The sequence below is a fragment of the Escherichia sp. MOD1-EC6098 genome (assembly GCF_002965865.1).
In the GTDB taxonomy this organism is placed as follows: domain Bacteria; phylum Pseudomonadota; class Gammaproteobacteria; order Enterobacterales; family Enterobacteriaceae; genus Escherichia; species Escherichia marmotae.
The window spans coordinates 116,624-136,941 of the sequence record NZ_PTSN01000006.1 but is presented as its reverse complement, the minus strand read 5'-3'; the positions used below and the strand labels follow the sequence as shown (position 1 = coordinate 136,941).

At 48.5% G+C, this 20,318-nt stretch carries 22 protein-coding genes and 1 tRNA gene; 9 read left to right on the top strand and 14 right to left on the bottom strand.

Going from position 1 to position 20,318, the window contains the following annotated elements; translation table 11 throughout:
• The first annotated feature begins 173 nt into the window (after positions 1 to 173).
• The 3 genes from lpxL (at position 174) to C0K55_RS09085 (ending at position 2,955) form a co-directional block, all read left to right on the top strand.
• Entirely contained in the window at positions 174 to 1,094 is a 921-nt protein-coding gene (lpxL, locus tag C0K55_RS09095; protein WP_001516170.1) for a kdo(2)-lipid IV(A) lauroyltransferase, read from the top strand.
• 177 nt (positions 1,095 to 1,271) lie between these two features.
• Positions 1,272 to 2,498 (top strand): multidrug efflux MFS transporter MdtG, encoded by a 1,227-nt coding sequence (mdtG, locus tag C0K55_RS09090; protein WP_000075038.1) that lies wholly within the window; start codon positions 1,272 to 1,274, stop codon positions 2,496 to 2,498.
• An 82-nt stretch (positions 2,499 to 2,580) separates the two neighbouring features.
• Positions 2,581 to 2,955: a MysB family protein gene (locus tag C0K55_RS09085; protein WP_001516169.1), complete on the top strand. Its 375-nt coding sequence runs from the start codon at positions 2,581 to 2,583 to the stop codon at positions 2,953 to 2,955.
• On the opposite strand, the gene C0K55_RS09080 is transcribed toward C0K55_RS09085, so the two are convergent.
• From C0K55_RS09080 to mdoG, 3 genes are all read right to left on the bottom strand, one after another.
• A complete protein-coding gene (locus tag C0K55_RS09080) occupies positions 2,956 to 3,183 on the bottom strand; it encodes a YceK/YidQ family lipoprotein (RefSeq protein ID WP_001211026.1) in 228 nt (75 codons plus the stop codon). It abuts the gene before it with no gap.
• Between the two features lie 137 nt (positions 3,184 to 3,320).
• A complete protein-coding gene (gene mdoH, locus C0K55_RS09075) occupies positions 3,321 to 5,864 on the bottom strand; it encodes a glucans biosynthesis glucosyltransferase MdoH (RefSeq protein WP_010377224.1) in 2,544 nt (847 codons plus the stop codon).
• Positions 5,857 to 7,392 carry a glucans biosynthesis protein MdoG gene (mdoG, locus tag C0K55_RS09070; protein ID WP_010377222.1) on the bottom strand — a complete coding sequence of 512 codons (1,536 nt, stop codon included), beginning with the start codon at positions 7,390 to 7,392 and terminating at the stop codon, positions 5,857 to 5,859. The genes mdoH and mdoG overlap by 8 nt, the downstream gene beginning before the upstream one ends.
• Positions 7,393 to 7,785: 393 nt before the next feature.
• On the opposite strand from mdoG, the gene mdoC reads away from it, so the two are divergent.
• Positions 7,786 to 8,943 (top strand): glucans biosynthesis protein MdoC, encoded by a 1,158-nt coding sequence (gene mdoC / locus C0K55_RS09060; protein ID WP_001516166.1) that lies wholly within the window; start codon positions 7,786 to 7,788, stop codon positions 8,941 to 8,943.
• Between the two features lie 7 nt (positions 8,944 to 8,950).
• Here the strand turns inward: mdoC and clsC are convergent, their stop codons facing one another.
• The 6 genes from clsC to csgB form a co-directional block, all read right to left on the bottom strand.
• Positions 8,951 to 10,432: a cardiolipin synthase ClsC gene (clsC, locus tag C0K55_RS09055; protein ID WP_123058141.1), complete on the bottom strand. Its 1,482-nt coding sequence runs from the start codon at positions 10,430 to 10,432 to the stop codon at positions 8,951 to 8,953.
• A complete protein-coding gene (gene ymdB, locus C0K55_RS09050; protein WP_105266249.1) occupies positions 10,374 to 10,907 on the bottom strand; it encodes an O-acetyl-ADP-ribose deacetylase in 534 nt (177 codons plus the stop codon). Before ymdB ends, clsC begins: the two co-directional genes overlap by 59 nt.
• 94 nt (positions 10,908 to 11,001) lie before the next feature.
• Positions 11,002 to 11,313, bottom strand: a complete 312-nt coding sequence (locus C0K55_RS09045; protein ID WP_000489594.1) for a type 1 fimbrial protein — start codon at positions 11,311 to 11,313, stop codon at positions 11,002 to 11,004.
• A gap of 121 nt (positions 11,314 to 11,434) precedes the next feature.
• Positions 11,435 to 11,767 carry a curli assembly chaperone CsgC gene (gene csgC, locus C0K55_RS09040; RefSeq protein WP_000992824.1) on the bottom strand — a complete coding sequence of 111 codons (333 nt, stop codon included), beginning with the start codon at positions 11,765 to 11,767 and terminating at the stop codon, positions 11,435 to 11,437.
• A 58-nt stretch (positions 11,768 to 11,825) separates the two neighbouring features.
• Positions 11,826 to 12,287, bottom strand: coding sequence for a curli major subunit CsgA (gene csgA / locus C0K55_RS09035; protein ID WP_105266250.1), 462 nt, complete (start codon positions 12,285 to 12,287; stop codon positions 11,826 to 11,828).
• A 40-nt stretch (positions 12,288 to 12,327) separates the two neighbouring features.
• A complete protein-coding gene (gene csgB / locus C0K55_RS09030; protein ID WP_001516164.1) occupies positions 12,328 to 12,783 on the bottom strand; it encodes a curli minor subunit CsgB in 456 nt (151 codons plus the stop codon).
• 757 nt (positions 12,784 to 13,540) lie between these two features.
• On the opposite strand from csgB, the gene csgD reads away from it, so the two are divergent.
• Genes csgD through csgG form a run of 4 tightly spaced genes read left to right on the top strand, consistent with a single transcriptional unit; the run spans position 13,541 to position 15,887 of the window.
• A complete protein-coding gene (csgD, locus tag C0K55_RS09025) occupies positions 13,541 to 14,191 on the top strand; it encodes a biofilm master transcriptional regulator CsgD (RefSeq protein WP_000481523.1) in 651 nt (216 codons plus the stop codon).
• Positions 14,192 to 14,195: 4 nt separating this feature from the next.
• Positions 14,196 to 14,585: a curli production assembly/transport protein CsgE gene (gene csgE / locus C0K55_RS09020; RefSeq protein WP_000833232.1), complete on the top strand. Its 390-nt coding sequence runs from the start codon at positions 14,196 to 14,198 to the stop codon at positions 14,583 to 14,585.
• Positions 14,586 to 14,610: 25 nt separating this feature from the next.
• On the top strand, positions 14,611 to 15,027 hold the full coding sequence (gene csgF / locus C0K55_RS09015) for a curli production assembly/transport protein CsgF (RefSeq protein WP_001264092.1): 417 nt from the start codon (positions 14,611 to 14,613) through the stop codon (positions 15,025 to 15,027).
• A gap of 26 nt (positions 15,028 to 15,053) precedes the next feature.
• Positions 15,054 to 15,887: a curli production assembly/transport protein CsgG gene (gene csgG / locus C0K55_RS09010; protein ID WP_001189334.1), complete on the top strand. Its 834-nt coding sequence runs from the start codon at positions 15,054 to 15,056 to the stop codon at positions 15,885 to 15,887.
• 50 nt (positions 15,888 to 15,937) lie between these two features.
• Here csgG and C0K55_RS09005 read toward each other — a convergent pair whose 3' ends face one another.
• From C0K55_RS09005 to ghrA, 4 genes are all read right to left on the bottom strand, one after another.
• Positions 15,938 to 16,429 carry a DUF1097 domain-containing protein gene (locus tag C0K55_RS09005; RefSeq protein ID WP_010377210.1) on the bottom strand — a complete coding sequence of 164 codons (492 nt, stop codon included), beginning with the start codon at positions 16,427 to 16,429 and terminating at the stop codon, positions 15,938 to 15,940.
• A 101-nt stretch (positions 16,430 to 16,530) separates the two neighbouring features.
• Entirely contained in the window at positions 16,531 to 17,085 is a 555-nt protein-coding gene (gene ycdY / locus C0K55_RS09000) for a molecular chaperone YcdY (RefSeq protein WP_001516162.1), read from the bottom strand.
• A gap of 23 nt (positions 17,086 to 17,108) precedes the next feature.
• Positions 17,109 to 17,846, bottom strand: coding sequence for a zinc-binding phosphatase (gene ycdX / locus C0K55_RS08995; RefSeq protein WP_000283676.1), 738 nt, complete (start codon positions 17,844 to 17,846; stop codon positions 17,109 to 17,111).
• 54 nt (positions 17,847 to 17,900) lie between these two features.
• Positions 17,901 to 18,839, bottom strand: a complete 939-nt coding sequence (ghrA, locus tag C0K55_RS08990) for a glyoxylate/hydroxypyruvate reductase GhrA (protein WP_016248581.1) — start codon at positions 18,837 to 18,839, stop codon at positions 17,901 to 17,903.
• 232 nt (positions 18,840 to 19,071) lie between these two features.
• Between ghrA and C0K55_RS08985 the strand changes: the two genes are divergently transcribed.
• Positions 19,072 to 19,159 (top strand) — tRNA-Ser (locus C0K55_RS08985).
• Between the two features lie 278 nt (positions 19,160 to 19,437).
• Here C0K55_RS08985 and phoH read toward each other — a convergent pair.
• Positions 19,438 to 20,226, bottom strand: coding sequence for a phosphate starvation-inducible protein PhoH (gene phoH / locus C0K55_RS08975; protein ID WP_000533531.1), 789 nt, complete (start codon positions 20,224 to 20,226; stop codon positions 19,438 to 19,440).
• Positions 20,227 to 20,318: the final 92 nt, after the last annotated feature.

The following is a 20,318-nucleotide window of genomic DNA, read 5'->3' as shown; positions in this document are numbered from 1 at the left end:
CAATTATCGATAATTAACATCCACACATTTTACGCTACATTTGCACATTAAAAATTAATAATGGTTTACATGCGCGGCAATTTCACCCAATCCCCGGTCACAAATTTTGGTTGCGGACGAAAAAATGCGACAATACATACAATTGCCCGTATAGGTTGAAAGACAGGATTGATATGACGAATCTACCCAAGTTCTCCACCGCACTGCTTCATCCGCGTTATTGGTTAACCTGGTTGGGTATTGGCGTACTTTGGTTGGTCGTTCAGTTACCCTACCCAATTATCTACCGCCTCGGCATCGCGGCGGGACGACTGGCGTTACGTTTTATGAAACGACGCGCCAAAATTGTGCACCGCAACCTGGAACTGTGCTTCCCGGAGATGAGTGAACAGGAACGCCGTGAAATGGTGGTGAAGAATTTCGAATCCGTTGGCATGGGGCTGATGGAGACTGGCATGGCATGGTTCTGGCCGGACCGTCGGGTTGCCCGTTGGACAGAAGTGATCGGCATGGAACATATCCGTGACGTGCAGGCACAAAAGCGCGGCATCCTGTTAGTTGGCATCCATTTTCTGACTCTGGAACTGGGCGCAAGGCAATTTGGTATGCAGGAACCGGGTATCGGTGTCTATCGCCCGAACGATAATCCATTGATCGACTGGCTGCAAACCTGGGGGCGTCTGCGTTCGAATAAATCGATGCTCGATCGCAAAGATTTAAAAGGAATGATTAAAGCACTGAAGAAAGGCGAAGTGGTCTGGTATGCACCAGATCACGATTACGGTCCACGCTCAAGCGTTTTTGTGCCGCTGTTTGCCGTTGAACAGGCGGCGACCACCAGCGGCACCTGGATGCTGGCCAGAATGTCTGGTGCGTGTCTGGTGCCGTTTGTTCCGCGTCGTAAGCCAGATGGCAAAGGGTATCAATTGATCATGCTGCCGCCAGAGTGTTCACCTCCGCTGGATAACGCTGAAACCACCGCTGCGTGGATGAATAAAGTGGTAGAAAAATGCATCATGATGGCGCCGGAACAGTACATGTGGCTGCATCGTCGCTTTAAAACGCGCCCGCAAGGCGTACCTTCTCGCTATTAATACATATTCACAGGCCGGATAAGATGCCTGCATCACATCCGGCCTGTCAGCATCAAATCCCCTGATTTAGCGATAAAAGCTCTCTGCGTTGCACCACCTATAAGTCAGGCGCATAATTAGTGTGCTTATTTTTTCTTCTTATGTTCACCGCGCCTGGCGCACCAACAGCGGATTGCTATGTCACCCTCTGATAATGACACCTCCATAAACTGGAAACGAAACCTGATCGTTGCCTGGCTAGGTTGTTTTCTCACCGGCGCCGCCTTCAGTCTGGTGATGCCGTTCTTACCCCTCTACGTTGAGCAACTTGGCGTCACCGGTCACAGTGAGCTGAATATGTGGTCCGGAATTGTCTTCAGTATTACCTTTTTATTTTCTGCTATCGCCTCCCCGTTTTGGGGCGGGCTTGCCGATCGCAAAGGCCGAAAAATTATGCTATTGCGCTCGGCTCTCGGGATGGGCATCGTGATGGTGTTGATGGGGTTGGCGCAAAATATCTGGCAGTTCCTGATCCTGCGGGCGCTACTGGGGCTGCTCGGTGGATTTGTTCCCAACGCCAACGCCTTAATCGCCACCCAGGTCCCACGCAACAAAAGCGGCTGGGCGCTGGGGACACTCTCTACCGGTGGGGTTAGTGGCGCGTTGCTCGGCCCAATGGCTGGCGGTCTGCTCGCGGATAGCTACGGCTTACGTCCGGTGTTCTTTATCACCGCTAGCGTGCTGCTACTCTGTTTTTTTGTCACCCTATTTTGTATCAAAGAAAAATTCCAACCGGTCAGCAAAAAAGAGATGCTGCACATGCGGGAAGTCGTAACGTCACTTAAAAACCCAAAACTGGTACTCAGCCTGTTTGTCACGACGTTAATTATCCAGATTGCCACCGGTTCAATCGCCCCAATCCTGACGCTGTATGTCCGCGAACTGGCCGGCAATGTCAGTAATATCGCGTTTATCAGCGGGATGATCGCCTCAGTCCCCGGCGTGGCAGCTCTACTTAGCGCACCACGACTCGGCAAACTTGGCGATCGAATCGGACCAGAAAAGATTCTGATAACTGCGCTGATCTTTTCTGTACTGCTGTTGATCCCAATGTCTTATGTCCAGACGCCATTGCAACTGGGGATTTTACGGTTTTTACTCGGTGCTGCAGATGGTGCTTTGCTCCCCGCCGTACAGACGCTGCTGGTTTACAATTCGACCAACCAAATCGCCGGTCGCATTTTCAGTTATAACCAGTCGTTTCGTGATATTGGCAACGTTACGGGGCCATTGATGGGGGCCGCTATCTCAGCAAACTATGGCTTCCGGGCAGTATTTCTGGTTACTGCCGGAGTCGTTCTGTTTAACGCTGTCTATTCCTGGAACAGCCTGCGTCGCCGCCGATTCCCCCAGGTATCGAACTGATTTTTCGCCTTTCATACTTGCAAAAGCGGAGAATCAGCTATTCTTTCCCTGAATACCTCATCAAATCAAAGGGAGAATCGTGATGACTATGTACGCAACGCTTGAAGAAGCCATTGATGCCGCACGCGAAGAATTTCTTGCTGATAATCCCGGCATCGACGCCGAAGAAGCGAATGTGCAACAGTTCAATGTCCAAAAATACATTCTGCAAGATGGCGACATTATGTGGCAGGTTGAGTTTTACGCCGATGAAGGCGAAGAAGGTGAATGCCTGCCAATGTTCAGTGGAGAAGCCGCACAGAGCATATTTGATGGCGATTATGATGAGATTGAAATCCGCCAGGAATGGCAGGAAGAAAATACTCTGCATGAATGGGACGAAGGCGAATTCCAGCTTGAGCCTCCGCTGGATACCGAAGAAGGGCGCACAGCAGCCGATGAGTGGGATGAACGTTAATTACTCATATGCTCCGTGGTGAATGTCGATCGGCAGCAGTAAGGTATCAAAGACTAAAGAGAATGGAAGATCAAGGATCGTGACATAGCGCCATGCGGAGTCACGCACATCCCATTGCACACCTGGATAATATTGATTGCCATGCCCCTGCCCCGGTATGGTGCGGCTGATGATGCTGCCACAACCACTCAGCAAAGCAACCATGATGCCTACCAAAATGAAACGCATTCGTACCCTCTTCTGTAAAAAAATACCGGCATTACGCCGGTATTTTTATTGGCTCGTTGTTTTTGCCGGATGTGGCGTGAACGTCTTATCCGATCTACGAAACCTTGCAAATTCAATATATTGCAGGTAACTACGCTTTATTGCGAAGCCACATCCGGTTTACGTAATGCCAGTGGATTCAGCTTTATCCCTTCGTAGTAACTCACCCATGAAGAATATTTCTCCGGGGAATTCCACACACGGAAATGCAGGCGTGCCATGGTCACCGGATCGCTCAACAGCACCAGGCGGCGATCGCGATTCAGCTTCTCTGGCGTCTCGTTCAGCGCCTGTTCAACGTGGCGATCGCGGGCGATTTCCAGCACCTTACTGGCGCGGTGACGCGCGGTGGCCATTGCCATTGCCAGGGCATTAAACGACGGATTAAACACCGCGTGCATAAAGCCATCGTCGAGAGAACGTTGACGGTTCATCTCAAGGAAACGATCGGTATCGACCAGTACCTGCGGCGGTGAATACTCTTCCGGGATCAGGAACAGTTTCCAGCGTTTCGTGCGCAAACCAACGGTTGTACGGCTGGAGATCACCGAAACAAACGGTGACAGGATCAACGAGAAGACAATCGGTGCCAGCCAGAACAGAAAACGCAGATCCAGCCACGCCATACCGACCGCCCACACTAACCCCAGCAATAACTGAGAGCCGTGGCGTTTAAACGCTTCGCCCCAGGAAGTGGAGTCATCATCACGCTGCGGTGAATTCCACACCACTTCCCAACCGAGGAAGGCGCTGACCACGAATACCGTATGAAACAGCATGCGTACCGGTGCCAACAACACGGAGAACAGCACTTCTAACAACAACGATAACGTCACGCGCCAGAAGCCGCCATACTCTTTCGTCCCTTTGCACCAGATGAGCAAAATACTCAACAACTTCGGCAGGAACAGCAGCACCATGGTCGAGGCAAACAGCGCAATAGCCAGTTCAGGACGCCACTGTGGCCACACCGGGAACAACTGCCGTGGTTGCAGAAAGTATTGCGGCTCGGTCAGCGCGTGCACTACCTGCAATGCGGTAGAAAGCGCGAGGAACATAAACCACAGCGGTGCGGAAAGATAAGACATCACACCTGTCAGGAACACCGCGCGGTGTACCGGGTGCATCCCTTTCACCAGGAACAGACGGAAGTTCATCAGGTTACCGTGGCACCAGCGGCGGTCACGTTTTAGCTCATCAAGCAGATTAGGCGGCAACTCTTCATAAGAGCCAGGAAGATCGTAAGCAATCCATACCCCCCAGCCTGCACGGCGCATCAGTGCGGCTTCCACAAAGTCATGCGAAAGAATTGAACCAGCAAATGATCCTTCACCAGGCAGCGGTGCCAGCGCACAATGCTCGATAAACGGTTTCACGCGGATTATCGCGTTATGCCCCCAGTAGTGCGACTCACCGAGTTGCCAGAAGTGCAAACCGGCAGTGAACAATGGCCCATAGACACGGGTAGCAAACTGCTGGCAGCGCGCATACAGCGTATCCATACCGGACGCTTTCGGTGAAGACTGGATAATCCCGGCATTCGGATTGGCTTCCATCAGGCGCACCAGACCACACAAGCAATCACCGGTCATCACTGAGTCGGCATCCAGCACCACCATGTAGCTGTACTGACTGCCCCAACGACGGCAGAAGTCATCGATATTACCGCTCTTACGCTTCACGCGACGACGACGACGGCGATAGAAAATCTGACCTTCGCCACCGACTTCAGCGATCAGCTCCATCCACGCTTTTTGTTCTGCCACACAGATGTCTGGGTTGTAGCTGTCACTCAGAATATAGACATCAAAGTGTTGAGCATTGCCGGTGGCTTTTACCGATTCCCACGTTGCGCGCAAGCCTGCAAAGACGCGGTTCACATCCTCATTACAAATAGGCATGATCAATGCCGTGCGATGCTCCGGATTTAACGGCTCATCACCAACGGTTGACGCAGATATACTGTATTTATCGCGACCAATAAGTAACTGCAGGAAGCCCATCAGCGCCGTCCAGAACCCGGCAGACACCCAACAGAAAAGAACAGCGAAGAGGATCAGAATGCCGGTTTGCAGCATATAAGGCAGGAGCTGCATGAAGGAAACCCACAGATCCTGACCAACCATATCAACCGGATTAATCAACGCCCATCCCTGATACGGCAGAATCGTCTTCATGTACCAGGTGGCGACAACAGTTTGCGCCAACGTCAGGATAAGCAGGATGTAACGACGGATTGTCCCGACGGTACGCCACTTTTGCTCACTTTCCTGCTCTTCTTTGGTCAACCGGGCCAGATAGCGCGGCGTCACATCGCGCCCACGCAGACGATCCCAGAATCGCCCTACCGGATTAGTTCGCCACGGATCGGGAAACATAGAGGAGCGTTTTGCTTTCGGCATTGCCTGAAGCTGGTCGCGTCCTTCGTCGTCTTTAATTAACTGTCCATCAGCAAGCGAATCAGGCCAGGCTTGTTCCAGACGTGCCTTTACCGAGCCTTGTGGGGAGTCATCCTCCCGCGCATAGATCCGGTGTTCAGCATCCAGCGCCTGATGAACAGCGCGGATATCGGTCTTCGGCAATGCCGCTTTCTCGCTTGCAGAGATGGGCATTGCGTCAATGTACTCGGTTGTCTTATTCATTGGCAGGTAACTGGTAGCTCCAGGTTTCACTCAACGTCTGATCGGCATTCACCAGCGCAGCACGCATTTCAGTGGTTTTCTTGGCATCTTTCACTTTCACACGCATCACCAGACGCCAGCCTTTAGTAACCGGGTTATAACGCACCGTGCTTTCGACAATCTCACCATTATCGCCAATGCTGGTTTGCGCGGTGACCGGCGTATCCTCTGGCAGTTTTTTCATTTCTGCGCCGGTGAAATCGACCACAAAGGCAATAGTGCCATCAGGCTGGCGAATCAGGTTCGACTGCTTTACATCGCCCGTTGAACGGCGCGTCTGCTGCACCCAGGCGTTATCAGGCGCGTGAAGTTTGTCTTCGTCACGACTGAAGGTGATGGTGTATTTAAAGTTCATCTCTTTGCCCGGCTCCGGCAACTGATCCGGTGTCCAGTAAGCGACGATGTTATCGTTGGTTTCATCGTTGGTTGGAATTTCTACCAGCTCAACGCTGCCTTTACCCCACTCCCCTTTCGGCGTTACCCAGGCGCTAGGACGCAAATCATAACGATCGTCGAGATCTTCAAAACGGGAGAAATCGCGGCCGCGTTGCAGTAGACCGAAACCTTGAGGGTTCTCCATCGAGAAACTGCTGATCGCCAGATGTTTCGGGTTGTTCAGCGGACGCCAGATCCACTCACCGTTACCAGCATGGATAGAAAGGCCGTTAGAATCGTGCAATTCCGGACGATAGTTATTCGCCGGAGATGGCTGATTCGGCCCGAACAGGAACATACTGGTTAACGGTGCAACGCCCAGTTTGCCGACTTTATCGCGCAGGTAAATTTTCGATTGCACATCAACAACCGTGTCACGTCCCGGCATAACAACGAACTTGTAAGCGCCTGTCGCACGCGGCGAATCAAGCAGCGCATAAATCGTTAAACGTTTGTCAGTCGGTTTTGGACGCTCGATCCAGAATTCTTTAAATCGCGGAAATTCTTCACCGGATGGCAAAGCGGTATCAATTGCCAGGCCACGGGCAGAAAGACCGTAAACCTGACCTGCGCCAATCACGCGAAAATAGCTGGCCCCGAGCATGCTGACGATTTCATCGTTTTTATCTTTGCTGTTGATCGGGTAAAGCACTTTAAAACCGGCGAAGCCAAGGTCTTTTACCGTGTCTTTGTCATGCTGAACATCACCGAAAGTGAAATAATCCGGACTGTATTTGATTCTTTTTACTGCCGTTGCGGTGACTTCGTTGATTTTGACCGGCGTGTCGAAGTACATACCTTGATGGTAGAACTCGAGCTTGAATGGGGTCTTCAGATTGTTCCAGTAGGCTTTGTCATGATTAAACTGGATCTGCTGATAGTCCGCGTATTTCATGTCGCGGAAAACGGAGGGCAAATTACTTTTAGGTGCCTCATAGCCTTTCCCGGCTAAGGATTGAGCTTGCTTTGCGACATCGTCAATGCTGAAGGCCCAGCCTGGCGATGTATACAGAGTTAACATTACTGCAGCGCTCAACCAACGCATTTTCATCATTTGTAGTTTATGTTTCATAATAAGTAAGCACTTCCCCCTTTGTGTGCTTATATCGATCCGATCTATTTTAATGGATAACCAGCCATTCCGACAACAGAATCCCGGTATTATTCGGCGTACCGGCTCATGGATTAAGCACCTGATTGCAACCGTTTTCACTTTCCGTGCTTCTCCTAAAGACAGAAGGAGCGAGTTCGTGTAGGGTTTGCCAGCAAATTTATTTATCAACCGTCTTACAGGCGCTTCCATTTTGGTTCGTGGTAGCGGTTATGCCGCATAAAAACACACTTGAAATCTGCGCCACATGTGGTCAGGTCAGTGTCGCTACGGCAAAAGCCTAAAGGCATTACCCGGTCGGGATAAGACGAAAAATCCGAGATTAGTTAACCATATATGAATCCAGTACCCGCGCAGCGTGAATATTTCCTCGACTCCATCCGCGCATGGTTGATGTTGTTAGGGATCCCTTTTCATATTTCTTTAATTTATTCAAGCCACACCTGGCATGTGAATAGCGCAGAACCATCATGGTGGCTGACGCTTTTTAACGATTTTATCCACGCCTTCCGTATGCAGGTATTTTTCGTTATTTCCGGGTATTTTTCCTACATGCTGTTTTTGCGCTACCCATTGAAAAAATGGTGGAAAGTGCGCGTTGAGCGCGTAGGTATCCCGATGTTAACGGCAATTCCCCTGCTCACCTTGCCGCAATTCATTATGCTGCAATATGTCAAAGGCAAAGCGGAAAGCTGGCCTGGGCTATCATTGTATGACAAATATAATACTCTGGCCTGGGAATTAGTCTCGCATCTGTGGTTTTTACTGGTGCTGGTCGTTATGACGACACTGTGCGTGTGGATATTTAAGCGCATCAGAAATAATTTAGAAAATTCAGATAAGGCGAATAAATCTTTCTCGATGGTTAAGCTATCGATATTATTTTTCTGTCTGGGTGTTGGCTATGCAGCAATAAGAAGAACACTATTTATCATTTATCCGCCCATTTTAAGCGATGGCATGTTCAATTTTATTTTCATGCAGACGCTGTTTTATATGCCGTTCTTTATTCTCGGTGCACTGGCTTTCATTTTTCCTAACCTTAAAGCTTTGTTTACCACCCCATCTCGCGGCTGTACCCTCGCGGCAGCACTGGCATTTATGGCTTATTTGCTCAATCAACGTTACGGCAGTGGCGATGCTTGGATGTATGAAACTGAGTCGGTGATCACGATGGTGCTCGGACTGTGGATGGTTAATGTGGTCTTCTCCTTCGGCCACCGCCTGCTTAATTTTCAGTCGGCACGGGTAACTTATTTTGTCAACGCGTCGCTGTTTATCTACCTGGTTCACCACCCGTTAACGCTCTTTTTCGGCGCATACATCACCCCGCATATCACCTCAAATTGGCTTGGTTTTCTCTGCGGTCTGATATTTGTGATAGGGATTGCGATAATTCTGTACGAAATTCATTTACGCATTCCGTTGCTGAAGTTTTTATTCTCTGGCAAACCGAACGTGAAGCGTGAGAATGATAAAGCGCCAGCCCGTTAAGCCACGTTTATAATAACCATTCTACGGGCAATATTGACGCCAGTCTGACCATAACCCGCTTCCAGAAACTGGTTGCGGGTTCTTTTTTGAGGATAATATCTTCCTTCCCATGACGATCGACCCAGTTGATCCTTCCCCAACGATCCAAACGGAGCTGCCAGGCCGCATCATACTGACTCTGCATAAAGCGTTTATCGATTAATTGCGCCAGCGTTTCACTCTCTATCACCAGGCCCATTTCAGTATTGAGCAGCGTTGAACGCGGATCGAAATTGAATGAGCCAATAAACACAATTTTGCCATCGACACTAAACGTTTTGGCATGCAGACTTGCGCCAGAATTCCCGGTTATACCGCGATCGTGCAGCGTTCCGCTCTGTTCCCGCGTCGGCTTCAGTTCATATAATTCAACGCCATAGCGGAGCAATTTTTTGCGCCAGCGGGCATACCCAGCATGAACGACAGCGACATCGTTAGCGGCAAGTGAATTGGTTAAGATAGCTATCTTGACCCCTTTTCTCACCATTCGTAAAAGCTGCGCCACTCCCGCGCGCGTTGGCACAAAATAGGAAGAGATAATATCAATACGTTCGCTGGGTGAGCCCATGATATCGAACAGACGTTGCGGCAGCAGTGAATGGCGTTTTGCCTTGCCCTCCCCTTTCGCGGGATCATCACTTAATAAACGCGTTCTTGCCCAGACTAGCGGCAATTTCCCGTCAACCAGTTGATTTATAAAAGGACTTAACTCCATTTGGCGCAAATAGCGATGTGTCCCGCTGTCGTTGTACCAGGACGCAGGTAGCTCAATGCGGTCAGCCATTTCGCCATCGGGAACATCCAGCACCTGCTGCAACGGTGAAACCGATTTGCAATACCAGTAGCGGGCGAAATCATCGGCAACGTCCTCAACAACTGGCCCGATTGCCATGACATCTAAATCAGAAAAAAGCGGCTCTTCCCCCGCACCAAAATAAGCGTCGCCAATGTTTCGCCCGCCCACCAGCGTTACCACACCATCAACGGTAAAACTTTTATTATGCATACGGCGATTGAGGCGGGAAAAATCGGTGATATAGCCAAGCGGGCGCAACAAACGAAACGAGAAAGGATTGAAAAGCCGGACTTCAATACGCGGGTGACTATCGAGCAAGCGTAAAATGTCATCAAGCCCGGGGGTATTGTTGTCATCGAGCAACAACCGGACGCGAACGCCACGCTTCGCTGCGGCTAACAGGGCGGAAAACAGCAACCGCCCCGACATATCGTCCTGCCAAATGTAGTACTGAACATCCAGCGTATGTTCCGCCATTTCCGCCAGATAATATCTTGCGGCAAACGCATCCAGGCTTTTATCAAGAGGGAAAATGCCGCATTTTCCAGGATGTTGCGAGCACAACGGCAGCACCGCGCTCGCCAGCCGGGGCAAATCATTCATCTCCTTGTTGGGTAAGGAGTCTTTCGTAGAGGTGGGCGTTTTCTGCATCATAACAGACAAAGTATGCTTGCTCAGGTAAAGCGTGACGGGTAATAAATTCCGAAACGGTTTTTACAGCTATTTCAGCCGCAGCAGCACGCGGGTAACCATATACACCAGTGCTAATGGCAGGAAAAGCCACTGACGAATAACCGTTCGCAGCCACCAGTCGCAGACTATTGAGATAGGCATCCTGCAATAACTGGTCTTCATTTTGTTCGCCCCCGCGCCAGACTGGCCCAACGGTATGCACAACTGCTTTGGCAGGAAGATCGCCTGCAAGAGTAATGACTGCATGTCCCGTAGGGCAATCGCCCTGTTGCTGACGAACTTTTAAACAAGCATCCAGCAAGGCCGGACCAGCAGCGCGATGAATAGCGCCATCAACACCGCCGCCCCCCATTAATGATGGATTTGCCGCATTAACAATAACATCAACGGCCAGTTTGGTAATATCACCCTGCACAACATGAATACGCGATTTCATAACGCCTCCTTACACCATCTTGTTCCTTAAGTGTACAGCAGGGCTTTTAGGGAAATCGCATTTTTGTTGTCAGCAACGTGAGTTGCTCAGAAACTTAGTTATATTCGATGTTCATCACAGCCAGCTTTTTCTGCTCATCAAGGTACTGCACTTTTACTGAGGCAATTTGCGGATTTTTGACGTTACCGCTCATCAACTCTTTGCTGGAATAGGTTTTGTCCGGAACCGAACCATTCTGCATACAGGTCATTTCTGGTGGTGCCTGAAGAGTACTGACATCACATGTCGGTTCTACAATTTGACCACGAAAATAGATCACGCCACCTTGTGCATTACTGCCTGCGATGGCAATAAAAGGGTAAACCAGACTGCCGAGCATAAGAGAGTTTAAAAATGGTCTGAACATTTATTCTATTTCCTCAATGATTAATCATCCTTGAGGGTTGCTGTTATCCATACTGTCAGGTTGGCCGATTCGCATCAGACCATTCTCTCCCGATTCATTTTATGCTCAATATATCAACGCATTAAGACTTTCCTGAAGATGGCGGCCATTGTTGTGATAAATGCAGTGACTGTCCATCAGAAACAGTAACAACTATTTTCACTCGATCGTCCGGGGAAATATTTAAGCTCAATTTTGTCAAAGCAATGGGTTGATTAGCGGGCACTGAGAGGGTCTTTTCTTGCTTCGTCTGGCTTTGCCCAGAACTGCCTTCGCGCAGAGACAATATTTGTACCCGACACAGGCAAGATTGTGTCAGGGTGACTTCAGGGATAATGGTGTACATGTCGCCTTGCTGGGTCGTATTAAAGGTTATCTGGCTGGAAAGCGCCGCGAGAAGTAATAACGCGTTCATACTATTCTCCCGAAAAAAAACAGGGCTTACGCCCTGTTTCTGTCATACAAATTCTGTATTAGTACTGATGAGCGGTCGCGTTGTTACCAAAGCCAACCTGAGTTACGTTGACGCTGGAGTTAGATGCAGTCTGGTCAACAGCAGCACCGTTACCACCACCGAACTGTTTAACGGTCATAGTAGAATCTTTACCATTCCACTGATCGAGAGTAGCGCTGTTACCGAAACCACGCTGAGTCAGATCGATTGAGCTGTCATCAGAACCTTGTCCAACATCAGCGCCGTTACCGCCGCCATGCTGGGTAATAGTCAGATCGGAGTTGCGGGCATCAGCCTGCAATGCAACAGCAGAGTTACCGCCGCCGTACTGGTAAATATTCAGCTCTGAATTCGGGCCGCTGTTATTGCCGCCACCACCGTGGTTGCCGTCGCCACCGCCGCCGTACTGAGGAATAGCACCTGCCAGAGCACTACCAGAGAATACGATTGCTGCAATTGCTGCTACTTTTAAAAGTTTCATGTAAAACCCCCATCGGATTGATTTAAAAGTCGTATGGAAATTAACGTTGTGTCACGCGAATAGCCATTTGCGACTGTCTCTGCACTACAATTGCCGTTTTTTGAGTACCATACTGAGTAATATTTGCTTTATTACCAGAACCTTTCTGGATAATCATTGCAGTATTACCATATGCGCCTTGCGATATACTGGCATCGTTGGCATTGCCCGTCTGGTCAATATACGCAAGGTTATAATCTCCTTTCTGGTCAATCCTGGCTCGGTTACTATTACCTTCTTGCGAAATAACCGACAAAAGTTTAGAGCCTCCCTGCCGTAACTGCGCGCTATTATTAGCGCCAGTTTGACCAATTATGGCTGCCTGATTAAATGAAGACTTACTCAATTCATTTACCGCAAAGTTATATTCTGAATTAGCCAAATCATAACCTGCCGCGGCTGCAATCCCAGGCGCACCCAGTACTGTTAACATCATAAATAACAATCTGTTTTTCATGTTGTCACCCTGGACCTGGTCGTACATTAAAGAAATTTAAATCACTTCAACTTGGTTGTTAACGCAAACCGCTTTTTGTTAACGCTGCGTTACGATGGAAAGTATGTCTGTAGAAATATTTTTAATAACTCACCCACGCGTTGTATTTTTCTTTTTTTGTTCATACCAAAGTATTAAAACTCGCGTAAATACGCTGTTATTTACGTAAAAAATATTTTGTTTACTTTTAAATTGCTATTTTTTGACCGCAAAAATTCAACGGACGGCCTCTCTGCACAAGTCGAGAAGATTACGTCGATATGTCTGTTCAACAAGCCGTGACAAACATCGTCTTTTTGCAGCAAAAATTTGTCCAGGGAGAACCTCCGAAAAATTAAGAAATTTCCGCGCAACAAAAGGACTATGTGGGAATAAATTTTATATGCATAATTATGGACTTAGCGTTATTTGTATGACTTTTTAAAATTGTGCAATAAAAGCTATATGTACAACTTTTCTATCATTTCTAAACTTAATCACCCCGCAGCGTTAACATTTTTAAATACCAGATTACATTTTGTTACACGTTTAACACTTGCTTTAAGATTTGTAATAGCTAGATTGAAATCAGATGTAATCCATTAGTTTTATATTTTACCCATTTAGGGTTGATTTATTACTACACACAGCAGTGCAACATCTGTCAGTACTTCTGGTGCCTCTATTTTTAGAGGTAGCTGTCAGGTGTGCGATTAATAAAAAAAAGCGGGGTTTCATCATGTTTAATGAAGTCCATAGTGTTCATGGTCATACTTTACTGTTGATCACTAAACCTTCCTTGCAGGCGACAGCGTTATTGCAGCATTTAAAACAATCGCTGGCAATCACAGGAAAACTGCATAATATTCAACGTTCTCTGGACGATATATCTTCTGGCTGCATTATTCTGTTGGATATGATGGAAGCAGATAAAAAGCTCATTCATTACTGGCAGGATACATTAAGCAGAAAACACAACAACATTAAAACAATGTTGTTAAATACCCCAGATGATTATCCGTACCGCGACATTGAAAACTGGCCACATATCAATGGTGTTTTTTACGCCATGGAGGATCAAGAACGCGTAGTCAATGGGTTGCAAGGCGTCTTACGTGGTGAATGCTACTTTACGCAAAAGCTTGCCAGTTACCTGATTACACACTCCGGTAACTATCGTTATAACAGCACGGAATCTGCCCTCCTTACTCATAGGGAAAAAGAGATCCTTAATAAGCTGCGTATCGGCGCCTCCAATAACGAGATTGCTCGTTCGCTGTTCATCAGCGAAAATACGGTTAAAACGCATCTTTATAATCTTTTCAAGAAGATAGCTGTAAAAAACCGAACACAAGCGGTCTCATGGGCAAACGATAACCTCAGGCGATAAAGCCATGAAACGTTATTTATGCTGGATTGTAGCAGCAGAACTTCTCTTCGCTGCGGGCAATGTTCACGCCGTTGAGGTAGAAGTACCGGGATTGTTAACTGACCATACTGTTTCATCTATTGGGCACGATTTTTACCGTGCCTTTAGTGATAAATGGGAAAGTGACTACACCGGTAATTTAACGATTAATGAAAGACCCAGTGCACGATGGGGAAGCTGGATCACAATAACGGTGAATCAGGACGTTATTTTCCAGACATTTTTATTCCCGTTGAAAAGAGACTTCGAGAAAACTGTCGTCTTTGCACTGATACAAACTGAAGAAGCACTAAATCGTCGCCAGATAAATCAGGCGTTATTGGGTACGGGCGATTTGGCGCATGATGAATTCTAAATAAAAAATTTGTCAGGAGGCTGCAATGCGTGTCAAACATGCAGTAGTTCTACTCATGCTTATTTCTCCATTAAGTTGGGCTGGAACTATGACCTTTCAGTTCCGCAACCCAAACTTTGGTGGCAACCCGAATAACGGCGCTTTTTTATTAAATAGCGCCCAGGCACAGAACTCATATAAAGATCCCAGCTATAACGATGACTTTGGTATTGAAACACCATCGGCGCTGGATAACTTCACCCAGGCTATTCAGTCACAAATTTTAGGTGGCCTGCTGTCGAATATTAACACTGGCAAACCGGGCCGAATGGTGACTAACGAATATATTATCGATATTGCCAACCGCGATGGTCAATTGCAGTTGAACGTGACAGATCGTAAAACCGGACAAACTTCGACTATTGAAGTGTCGGGTTTACAAAATAACTCAACCGATTTTTAAGCCCCAGCTCCATAAGGAAATTAATCATGCAGCGCTTATTTGTTTTGGTTGCCGTCATGTTGCTGAGCGGATGCTTAACCGCCCCACCAAAAGAAGCCGCCAAGCCAACATTAATGCCTCGAGCCCAGAGCTATAAAGATTTGACCCATTTACCTGCACCAACGGGTAAGATCTTTGTTTCGGTATACAACATTCAGGACGAAACCGGGCAATTTAAAGCCTACCCGGCGAGTAACTTCTCCACTGCTGTTCCGCAAAGCGCCACCGCGATGCTGGTCACGGCATTGAAAGATTCTCGCTGGTTTATACCGCTGGAGCGTCAGGGCCTACAAAACCTGCTCAACGAACGCAAGATTATTCGTGCAGCACAGGAAAACGGTACTGTAGCGGTAAACAACCGAATCCCGCTTCAATCGCTGACCGCAGCCAATATCATGGTTGAAGGCTCAATTATTGGTTATGAAAGCAACGTCAAATCGGGCGGTGTTGGGGCGAGATACTTTGGTATTGGTGCAGACACGCAATACCAACTTGATCAGATCGCCGTGAACCTGCGCGTCGTCAATGTGAGTACCGGCGAGATCCTTTCTTCGGTGAACACCAGTAAGACAATCCTTTCCTATGAAGTCCAGGCGGGTGTCTTCCGCTTTATTGACTACCAACGGTTACTGGAAGGGGAAGTGGGTTATACCTCTAACGAGCCGGTTATGCTGTGCCTGATGTCAGCCATCGAAACAGGCGTTATCTTCCTGATTAACGACGGTATCGACCGTGGCCTGTGGGATTTGCAGAATAAAGCAGAACGGCAGAATGACATTCTGGTGAAATACCGCCACTTATCAGTACCGCCGGAATCCTGATACATAAAAAAGCTGGCTCTTTACTATTCAATCTAAAGCGTGAGTGCTCCTCACGCTTTATTTTTGACTTGTTGCTCTCGCTGAGCGGACTTAGCACCGCGCGCTGCCAGCCAAAGACCACTGTTTTTCATCGCGTAGCCAAACACCAACCCAAGCGCCAGAGAGGGTAAAACCAGCTTCCAGTTCCCCTGCCCGGCAAACGTCGCACATGCGCCGATAAATGTACCAGGGACAAACGACAACAACAGATGTTTAGCCTGAATACACATCAGAAAAGCCACAATCCCCGTTATGACATAACCGAGAATTTCCAGATGTGGTGCCAGCGCACTACCGTGAATAATAACCATCGCCCACACCATGCCACTCAGCAACGTTGCAGCGGAGATTGCCAGTCCTTTCAAACCACCCTGTGGACAGGCAAAGTAGGCCGTGCAGCCCAGGAAACCCGCCCAGCTAAGTAAGCCAAGAGAAACAGCCACCCATCCCCAGATACCGGAGAGAATGCCTGTTGTGATTGCAATAGAGAGAAGTATGTTCATGCCGCGCATAATAGCAGAAAACGCGAAATTGAATGAGATCGAGCACACATTTTATGCAACGGCAAATTATAGATTGCAGTTATAAGTGACGTGAGTCACATTTATTCTTCTGACTGTTCCTCAAGTTCATCCCACATTGCGCTAATGGCATCGCGGGTCAGCGGTGCCATGGTACGCCAGAACGGCGTGGTCGCATGGGCCTCAACTTTACCGAGAAATGCGCCGCACCAGGGCAACAGATACTCGCTGAACAGTGTTTCCAGCGCTTCGCTTTCATCTTCTGTTGACTGATCTTCCAACCAGGAAGCTGCCAGCAATAAAGTACCGATATGATCCGCTGGCGTATCCGCTAACGGCATCCCGCGTTCGGAAAGAAAAGCACGCACTTCTGCTTCAGTGGCACCCTCAACCCAGGCGCTGCGATAAGGCGAAACTGCGCATTCATCTCCGACAAATAGTGCATTGTAATCGGCAGATACTTGCGCCATATCACAGCTTTTCTGCAAGCGCGCCAGTAATTCATCCTGTTCCAGCGGCCAGTTCGCCGCCAGTTTTCCTTCACGAATCAAGGTAAACAGCGGAACCAGTAAAGGGTCCTGCGGTTGGCGGTAATAGAGCGAACCCAGTACACGACACAGGATAGAAAACTCGTTCATTAATTTATTTCCGTTAATAACAATTAAAGATCAGCAAATTCTGCAATTGGTGCCATACCGCGAGATTCAAGGAAGTTCAGTAAGCGGCGCGGTGAAACATTCAGAATACGCTCTTGCGGAAAATCAACCGCGTCGAGGATTTTACGACACTCTGCAAAGTCCCCCATGGTAAACGCGGTGTGAGAATCCGATCCTAACGCGACCCAGCCACCGGCATCGCGCACCGCCGCAGCCACTGCACGGCAGTTTTCTTCACTGCCCTTACGCGAATGTAAGAATGAGGAATTATTAATTTCCAGCGCCACCTGATATTTAGCCGCTGCTTCGGCAACAGCGTTAAAATCTATGGAATATTTGGGGTTCCCCGGATGGCTTATAATATGCACATTACCACTGGCAATAGTCGCGATCATCGCTTGCGTGTTAGTGGCTTTATCATGTGGTGCAAAAACTGGTTCATGAAAACCAGCAATGATCAAATCCAGCGACTCAAACATTTTGCCGCTGCAGTCAATTTCACCATCAACGTTTTTGATGTTGGCTTCGATTCCACGCAGGATCCCTACCCCATCGACCACTCGCGGCCAGATACGCATATTAATGAAGTGCCAATGGTGCGGTGCATCTTCCATATCCGGGCCATGATCGGTGATCGCAAAAAGTTTAATGCCCTTCTGTTTGGCCTGGGCAATGTAATCACTTAATGTGCTATATGCATGCGTACTGGCAACGGTATGCATATGAAGGTCGACGGGATACATAACTCTCTCCTGTATTCAATTACCGCCAAGGATAGCAGGAATCCGGAAGCTTTATTAGTAGCCTCGAGCGCGATCGACCTGCCCGCTAGCCGTCTCCCCTCGTTCAAGTTGCGTAATGGTGCGTGCAATATACTCCACCGCTTCAGCAGGTCGGGTAATGGCTGCAACATGTGGTGTTATTGTCACACGTGGATGTTGCCAGAGCCGACTTTCCGACGGTAAGGGTTCACGATTAAAAACATCCAGCATCGCCGCTTTAACCTTACCGCTATCCAGCGCCGCGAGCAGGTCATCTTCTACTACATGAACGCCACGCGCCAGATTCAGGAGATACGCGCCATCCGGTAATTTTTCTAATAATTGTTGATTAATAATGCCGGCCGTTTCGGGGGTATTCGGTAGAAGATTAATCAATACGCGGCATTGGCTCAGAAATGCGTGCAACTCTTCGCTTCCGGCAAAGCTTTGAACACCAGACCAGGATTTACGAGTGCGACTCCAACAACGCAATGGAAAGCGCCAGGTTCGCAAACTCTGTGCGACTTTACTGCCCAATACACCAGCCCCCAGAATGCCGATAGTAAAATCTTCCCGGTGATATTCAGGCAGTGGTTGCCAAAGCGAAGCATTTTGTTGCTCGCGATAATCGTCAAAGCGCCGAAACCAGTGCAACACCTGGCTCACTGCGTACTCCTGCATTTGCTCGCCCATACCGGTATCTTCCAGGCGAAAAAGCGGAATAGACGGTTTCAGCATTTCAGGGTGTGTCTGTAATTTACTCAAAATCGAATCAACACCAGCACCCAACGCGAACACCGCCTTAAGGTCACGCCCTGCCAGCATCCCGACCGGAGGATGCCAGACCAAAGCATAATCCGCAGGATGATTATCGCCGGTTTCCCATGCTCTGACTCTTGCATGTGGAAGCGATTTCCCCAGCGCATCAATCCACCATTGGGTATCAAACGTTGGGTGATAAAAGATGATATCCATACTGACTCCCGAAAAATCTGAGCGAAATTTATTCGCACTTATCGTTATGATCTACAAAGACCACCAGCATAACAAATCAGCGGTCGGTGGCAAAAAAAGCAGATTTTGCTTATTAAAACTGCATATTGATTGAAGTTTGAATAAACGCGCGATTTTTTTAAAAAGTTTGTTGACCTCAGGCCATGATTTCCCTAAATTAGCGCCCGTTCCAGCAAGACAGGAACAACAATTTGGTGAGGTGTCCGAGTGGCTGAAGGAGCACGCCTGGAAAGTGTGTATACGGCAACGTATCGGGGGTTCGAATCCCCCCCTCACCGCCATATTTTAAGAAGAGCTCGTACGAAAGTACGGGCTTTTTTTTCGCATATTGCATACACCGGGGGGGATGAGAAGCCCCGGCCGGGGTTCTCAGATTGTTGACACTGTGCGCTTTGTTCATGCCGGATGTGGCATGAACGTCTTATCCGCCCCACAAAATCTCGCAAATTCAATACATTGTGATTATCTTGTAGGTCTGATAAGCGTAGCGCATCAGGCATCTTACGTTTGTCATCAATCTCAAAGCCCGGCTCGCCCGGGCTTTGAACCAATAATACACTTAGCTGTAAGCATGTAGCGTTCGTTGGCAAAGTGCCGAACGTACGCAATCATCTTTGCCGAATCGGACAATCCCGATCATCTCATCTTCTTCAAAACGTTCCAGAGCGTCACTTAATCCGGATCGCACGCCGCGAGGTAAATCGCATTGCGTGATATCACCGTTGACGATAACCGTCACGTTTTCCCCGAGGCGGGTTAAAAACATTTTCATTTGCGCGGCAGTCACATTCTGCGCCTCGTCAAGAATGACAACTGCATTTTCAAAGGTACGTCCACGCATGTAGGCGAACGGCGCGATTTCCACCTTCCCTATTTCCGGTCGCAGGCAATACTGCATAAAGGAAGCCCCCAGGCGCCGGACAAGCACGTCATAGACCGGGCGAAAATAAGGAGCAAACTTTTCTGCAATATCTCCAGGTAAGAAGCCAAGATCTTCATCGGCCTGCAATACTGGACGGGTGACGATAATCCTGTCGACATCCTTATGAATCAGAGCCTCTGCCGCTTTTGCAGCACTGATCCAGGTTTTGCCGCACCCGGCTTCGCCAGTGGCAAATATAAGCTGCTTACTCTCAATAGCCTTCAGATAGTGCAATTGCGCTTCATTTCGCGCGGCGATTGGCGAAGTATCACGACTGTCGCGAGCCATGCCAATGGCTTCTACGCCGCTCATCTGCACAAGCGAGGTGACCGATTCTTCTTCACGCTGTTTATGGCTACGCGAATCCCGTCTCAGCACACGTTTTGCCTCGCGACGAGCTTTGATCACTGCTTTTTGTCTTCCCATGGAGAGCACCTTGAGTTGTTTGTATTCATCACACGCGCCGTTGGCAGCGCGATTATGCGCACGAACATCAGAGGGTTGGCTTCCTTGTAAGC